This window comes from Ruminococcus sp. 5_1_39BFAA (assembly GCF_964240875.1).
GTDB lineage: Bacteria > Bacillota > Clostridia > Lachnospirales > Lachnospiraceae > Blautia_A.
Genome location: NZ_CAXSVO010000004.1, coordinates 275,556 through 281,989 on the forward strand (window position 1 = coordinate 275,556; position 6,434 = coordinate 281,989).

The window sequence follows — 6,434 nt, forward strand, 5'->3', positions numbered from 1 at the left end:
CCCGTCGGCGCTTTGCATATCCTATTAAAGCATATAGTCCTTCAAAACATCATGATCCCTCAGTACCTTCTCCACAACGGTGCCTTTAACCACATGGATCAGCGGCTTCTTCAGCGCGTTCAATGGTCCTGGCAACTGGATCTCAAGCGGGGATTTTCCGTCCATCAGCTTTACGGAGCTATCTAGAAGCTCCCGGATGTCATAGACACTTCCCCAAACCTCCGGCACGCCTCTGTCTACGCCCAAGAGTCCGTATACAGCTTCCATAGCGGTACGCACGGAATACTCGGTTGTGAATACGGTATCTCTCGGTGTCTCGGCAAACTGGCCCAGGAAAGCAAAGTTTACACATCCATCCGGGATAACATCCGGGCGGTCACCCTTTGTTCTGGGCATGAAGAATGCAGTGATGTACGGCATCATCGTTGGAACGCACACTGCGCTGTTCTCAGCCAGATCCGGAATTTCCTCCACCGGAACGCCAAGGTGGTACAGCCACTCTTCCGTGATCTCTTTTCCGGTACAATCCTTCATTGGCTTCTTCACGTAATCGCCGGGAACATCGGTAAATAATCCATATACCCAAACGCATACCTTATCCGGATCCTGTTCCTTGAACTGACCCTGTCTGTTGATAGTCCAGCTCATCAGCCAGCTTGAATCCTGACAGCTTACAATACCTCCCGTTACAACCCTTCCGCTCTTTGGATCGCGCTTGCAGATATTTGTAATATAAGGAAGGATCTTATCATCCAGTGTGGTGACCGTAGCGGATTCCCAGTTGGTTTTTGCAATATCGGAGCAGAACTTTTCCGGATGACCGAAAGCCGGATCCTGTTTTGCAATATTTTTCCAGAGATCCCAGCATCCGCTTTTGCGTACCTCGGCATCGCCGTTTGGCGCGTGATTCTGGTCACCGTAGATGGTTCCTTCTGTACAGCTTCCATTTGTTACAAATACAAGATCATTTTCCGTAAGCAGGATTTGCTTTTTCGCGCCCTTTACATTGCATTCAATGGTTTTGGCAATTTTTTTGCCATCCTTGAATTCAAATACAACATTTGTCACTTCCGTATTAAACTGGAAATCTACTCCCGCAGCCTCCAGATATCTCTGCATAGGAAGGATCAGGGATTCATACTGATTATATTTTGTGAACTTCAATGCGCTGAAATCAGGAAGTCCTGCAATGTGATGGATAAATCTCTGGAAATACAATTTCATTTCCAGGGCGCTGTGCCAGTTTTCAAATGCAAACATGGTTCTCCAGTACAGCCAGAAGGTAGAATCAAATACTTCCTCATCAAACACATCCTCAATGGTCTTATCATATAAGTCTTCATCTTTTGTCATGAAAAGCTTCATGATCTCCATGCAGCCCTTCTGGCTAAGATTGAATTTTCCGTCCGTATGCGCATCCTTGCCTCTGTTTACTGTAGCACGGCACAGGGAGTAGTTTGGATCATGCTTATTCAGCCAATAGTATTCGTCCAGTACGGAAACACCCGGTGTTTCAATGGACGGGATGCTGCGGAACAGATCCCACAGGCACTCAAAATGATTCTCCATCTCTCGTCCGCCGCGCATCACATATCCGCGGGTTGGGTCGTTGATCCCATCGCAGGCGCCTCCGGCAATATCCATAGCCTCCAGGATATGGATCTGGGAGCCAGGCATCTGCCCGTCTCTTACAAGGAAACATGCTGCGGCCAGGGATGCCAGTCCGCTTCCCACAAGATAAGCGCTTTTTTCCTCCACACCTTCCGGCTTCTCCGGACGGGCAAATGCCTCGTAGTTTCCATTTGTATAGTAAATGCCCTTGCCGTTTTTGGCATTTTTTCCACGCTCGGTATTGCGGTAGTCATTTTTTACCTCCGGAGCCTTCTTTGGAGCCTCTTTTTCATTTTCTTTTGCTTTCTTTGCCATCATAGCTGCTGCCCCGGCACCTGCGATAAGCACTGTCGCCGTTCCAAGCTTCATTCCTTTTTTTGCCATAAAAAATAACCGCCTTTCTTATATATGATCGATTTGTTTTGTTTCTCTGTATGTTGCCATCATATCGTGATTCTATTCGCGGTTCAATTGACAAAAAGGGCGCAATGACCAAAAATTTGTCACGCTCCCATTTTTGATAAACAAATCATCTCTATAATATTTCACTTATGACGCCTCCGCCGATGACCAGCTCGCCGTCATACAGGACCACAGCCTGTCCCTTTGTGATCGCACGCTGCGGATACTGGAATTTCACATGCAGCTTCCCATCCTCACTCTGCCATGCCAATGCCGGCTGCTCCTGCTGCCGGTATCTCACTTTTGCCGTGACATGTATTGGCTCCTCTATTCTTTCACAGGAGATCAGATTCACCTGTTCCGCGATCAGTTCATTCTTATATAAATCCTTGTCCGAGCCCAAAACCACACGGTTTTGGTCAGGCAAAATTTCCACCACATAAAGCCGCTCTTTTGCGGCAATGTTAAGACCCCGTCTTTGGCCAACTGTATAATGAATAATGCCTTTATGCTTTCCAAGAATATTTCCATTTACATCCACAAAATCTCCGGGAACTGACTTTTCCCCGGTAACCACCTCGATCACTTTGGCATAATCACCGTCCGGTACAAAGCAGATATCCTGGCTGTCCCGTTTTTTTGCATTGATCAGCCCATTCTCCTCTGCTATCTGGCGTACTTCCTTTTTCGTGTACTCTCCAAGAGGAAATCTAATATGCGCAAGCTGTTCCTGGGTAAGCATATATAATACATACGACTGGTCTTTCTCCCTGTCCTTTCCCTTTTTTAAAAGGTATCTTTCCCTTTTTTCATCATATTCCACCCGGGCGTAATGTCCTGTCACAACATAATCCATCTGAAGCTCCCGCATCCGCTGCATCAGCTTTCCAAACTTCAGATATTTGTTGCAGTCAATACAGGGATTGGGGGTGACTCCCTGAAGATAAGCTTCTGTAAAATGATCGATGACAGTTTCTTTGAAACAGTCCGTAAAATTAAACACATAAAACCGCATTCCCAGTTTTCTTGAAACAGCTCTTGCATCCTCAATATCATCTAAGGAACAGCAGGTCTTTTGGCGATCCACACCGATATCTTCATTATGGTATAGCTTTAATGTGATCCCCACACATTCATCTCCGGTCTTACATGTAAGCAAAGCAGCGATGGAGCTGTCAACTCCACCGCTCATCGCTATCAGCGCTTTCTTTTTAGTTCTCATCTGTCGCTTTGCCGCCTTCTACCACAAGCTCTTCTTTATATTCATCACCGTAGGTGTCAACCAGGGTAGCGTCATAATCTGCATGGAAAAATTCCTCATCCGCAAGTCCCTTGATCTCCTCATTGATCCAGTTCAGCAGCGTCTCATTTCCCTTTGAAACAGCAGGAGCTATGGTATCTTTATTTCCCAGTTCCGGAATCCCTACCGTATAGCCTTCATTCTGCAGCGCAAATGCAATAACCTCCGTATTGTCATTTGCCCATGCAGCGCCGTTTCCATTTTCAAGTGCATTCTTTGCGGTTGCATAAGAATCATATTTCTGCAACGGAATATCCGGATAGTTTTCGATCAGAAAGGTTTCTGCCGTTGTACCGGAGATCACGATCATCTGGTCATCGCTGTTCCAGTCATCCAGACTCTCTATTACATTGCTGTCCGGTGATACAACACCCAGTGCAACATTCATATACGGCAGTGCAAAATCAACCTCCTCCGCACGTTCCTCTGTTACGGTAAAGTTTGCCAGGATCACATCTACTTTTCCTGTCTGGAGATATTCGATACGGTTTGCTGCTTCCGTAGAAACAAAATTCACATCCACGCCCAGATCTTCCCCGATCCTGTTTGCAAAGTAAACATCGTATCCCTGATACTCTCCGTTTTCATCCACATAGCCGAATGGGTTCTTATCGGAAAATACGCCGATATTAATGGTTCCGTCTTCTTTGATCTCATCCAGAGTACGGTATACCGCATCCTCTGACCCGGCATATGCAGGCACTGTAAATACGGTTGCCAAAACGGTTGCTGCTGCGATCACTTTTTTCACATCAAATTTTCTCATAGTTTTAGTCTCCTTTTTTTTACTGTATGAATTTGTCCGCAGTTTTCACTGCCTGGAATGTAAATGTATTTAAAAATTGCCTTGCCCTTTCCGTCTTTGGATTTTCAAAAAACTCTTCTGGCGGTTCATCTTCTATAATCTTTCCACCGTCTAGAAAAAGTATTCTGTCCGCAACCGCACGGGCAAACTGCATTTCATGGGTAACAATAACCATTGTACGCCCTTGAGCCGCCAGATCCAGTATCACATCCAGCACTTCCCTGACCATTTCCGGATCCAACGCTGCTGTCACTTCATCAAACAGCAGGATTTCCGGATGCATACACAAAGCACGGACGATCGCTACTCTCTGTTTCTGTCCACCGGACAACTGTCTTGGAAAGCTGCCGGCTTTCTCTTTCAGACCAACACGCTCCAAAAGCTCCATTGCCTCCGCAGCCGCCTCAGCCTTTTTTCGCTTCTGTACCTTCATCGGTGCAAGCAGAATGTTATCCAAAACTGTCAGGTGCGGAAACAGCTCGTAGCTCTGAAATACCATTCCAATCTTTTGCCTGAGACTGGTGATCGATTTACTTTTGGGATCGATCAATTCGCCATCCAGCCGGATCGTTCCGTCCTGAATCGGCTCCAGGGCGTTCATACATCGAAGCATGGTACTCTTACCGCAGCCGCTTGATCCAACCAGCACAATGACCTCGCCCTTTTGAACCGTCAGGCTGATATCATCCAAAATCAGATTGTCGTCAAATAGCTTGGTAAGATGATTAATTGTAAGCAATGGCTCTGCCACAAACTCTCACCTCCATTTTCTTTCCAGATATTTTGCAGCCATACTGATCGGCCAACAGGCAATAAAGTACAGCAGAAACACCACCAGATAAATTCCAAAAGCCGCGTTGGGACTTGACATTCGGTTTGCTTCAATGATCTGCTGTGCCACTTTCAGAACCTCCACCACGCCGATCATTAGGATCAGGCTTGTGGTTTTGATCATTCTGGTGATCAGATTGATGGACAGCGGAATTAACCTCCGAATTGTCTGTGGAATAATAATATATCGGTATGTCTGTATTTTATTCAGCCCTAAGGCTTCGCTGCTCTCATATTGATGGACCGGAATGCTGATCAAAGCGCCGCGCACCAGGTCACTCATCTCAGCGGTTCCCCACAGGGAAAATACGATGATCGATGCGCTTTCCCCTGACAGATTCCAACCAAATGCTCTTGTGGTCCCGAAAAACACGAGAAAAAGCAAGACCATCTGCGGCATAATGCGGATAATTTCCAGGTAAAGCCTGAGTATGGCTTTCGTCACAGGATTTTTCCATGTCATCAGTGCCCCAAGTATGATTCCCAGAGGAATGCTGATCAATACCGATATCAGACTGATCTGCAGTGCCACTCCAAGTCCCCCGAGAAGTCTTAGAAAATTCTGTCCTTTCAGAAGGACCTCAAGCCCCAAATCCGGCATAGCGCAGCCTCCTTTCCAAGAGGCTTCCCAGTATTGATACCGGAAGCAGAATGATCAGGTAAAACACTACCAGTAAGAACAGGCTTTCTGTTGTCTTGTAATACAGACCGATAAGATCCTTTGCTGTAAACATCAGATCCATTAAGCTGATGGCGCTGAAAACACTTGTCTCTTTTAACAGAAAGATAACATTTGCCATAAATGCAGGGACGCTGATGGAAACTGCCTGGGGAAGGATCACGTACCGCATGACCTGATAATGATTCATTCCCAGGCTCAGCGCACTCTCTGTCTGGATTTCCGCCACTGCCTCCAATCCGCTTCGGAAAGCTTCCGCCATATAGCTTCCTCCCAGAAAGGCTAAGCCTGCAATACCGCAGGTCTCCGCCTGACTTTGGATTCCTATTTTGGGAAGCCCATAGTATATAAAAAACAATTGAACAAGCAACGGCGTATTTCTGCTGAGTTCAATATAGACCGATACGATCCTTCTTAATACCGGAGCTTTATAATATTGGATCACTGCACAGAGCAGCCCAAGTATGACGGAGCACGCAACCCCGGCAAAGCCTATTCTGACTGTAAGCCAGGCTGCTTTTTGATAGAGCGGCAAATATTTCGCTATAAATTCCCAGTTCATTGTATTTTTTCATACCCTACCCTTTTCGTTCTATTCTATTCTATAAATAAAGGAATGGAACCATGACTGTTCTCCCTTCCTTTTTCTGGAATGAATAATAGCACCATTTCCATAGTATGTCAATAGGTTTAATAGGATATTTTATTAAAAAAGTGCTCTTGACATTAAATGTGAACTTCCATGGTAATTAACTCTCGTTTGTATCAGAAAAGACAGTGAAAATGATAAAAATCCCTTGATTTCT

At 45.8% G+C, this 6,434-nt stretch carries 6 protein-coding genes; all 6 read right to left on the reverse strand.

What is annotated here, in order from left to right; genetic code table 11:
* Nucleotides 1–24 precede the first annotated feature (24 nt).
* The gene (locus tag ACESZH_RS08170; protein ID WP_373214212.1) at nucleotides 25–1,995 is read right to left on the reverse strand and encodes an oleate hydratase; all 1,971 of its coding nucleotides are present in this window, start codon (nucleotides 1,993–1,995) and stop codon (nucleotides 25–27) included.
* Nucleotides 1,996–2,146: 151 nt separating this feature from the next.
* Nucleotides 2,147–3,235, reverse strand: coding sequence for a tRNA 2-thiouridine(34) synthase MnmA (gene mnmA / locus ACESZH_RS08175; protein ID WP_373214214.1), 1,089 nt, complete (start codon nucleotides 3,233–3,235; stop codon nucleotides 2,147–2,149).
* Nucleotides 3,225–4,079 (reverse strand): transporter substrate-binding domain-containing protein, encoded by an 855-nt coding sequence (locus tag ACESZH_RS08180; protein ID WP_373214215.1) that lies wholly within the window; start codon nucleotides 4,077–4,079, stop codon nucleotides 3,225–3,227. Before ACESZH_RS08180 ends, mnmA begins: the two co-directional genes overlap by 11 nt.
* A gap of 19 nt (nucleotides 4,080–4,098) precedes the next feature.
* Nucleotides 4,099–4,869 (reverse strand): amino acid ABC transporter ATP-binding protein, encoded by a 771-nt coding sequence (locus tag ACESZH_RS08185; RefSeq protein WP_373214217.1) that lies wholly within the window; start codon nucleotides 4,867–4,869, stop codon nucleotides 4,099–4,101.
* Nucleotides 4,870–4,875: 6 nt separating this feature from the next.
* Nucleotides 4,876–5,550, reverse strand: a complete 675-nt coding sequence (locus tag ACESZH_RS08190; protein WP_373214219.1) for an amino acid ABC transporter permease — start codon at nucleotides 5,548–5,550, stop codon at nucleotides 4,876–4,878.
* On the reverse strand, nucleotides 5,531–6,190 hold the full coding sequence (locus tag ACESZH_RS08195; RefSeq protein ID WP_373214220.1) for an amino acid ABC transporter permease: 660 nt from the start codon (nucleotides 6,188–6,190) through the stop codon (nucleotides 5,531–5,533). The genes ACESZH_RS08190 and ACESZH_RS08195 overlap by 20 nt, the downstream gene beginning before the upstream one ends.
* Nucleotides 6,191–6,434 lie beyond the last annotated feature (244 nt).

What these genes read in the sequence shown, in the direction of transcription:
- ACESZH_RS08190 (WP_373214219.1), bottom strand. Translation starts at nt 5,550, where the DNA reads ATGCCGGATTTGGGGCTTGAGGTCCTTCTGAAAGGACAGAATTTTCTA.
- ACESZH_RS08195 (WP_373214220.1), bottom strand. Translation starts at nt 6,190, where the DNA reads ATGAACTGGGAATTTATAGCGAAATATTTGCCGCTCTATCAAAAAGCA.
- ACESZH_RS08170 (WP_373214212.1), bottom strand. Translation starts at nt 1,995, where the DNA reads ATGGCAAAAAAAGGAATGAAGCTTGGAACGGCGACAGTGCTTATCGCA.
- ACESZH_RS08180 (WP_373214215.1), bottom strand. Translation starts at nt 4,079, where the DNA reads ATGAGAAAATTTGATGTGAAAAAAGTGATCGCAGCAGCAACCGTTTTG.
- mnmA (WP_373214214.1), bottom strand. Translation starts at nt 3,235, where the DNA reads ATGAGAACTAAAAAGAAAGCGCTGATAGCGATGAGCGGTGGAGTTGAC.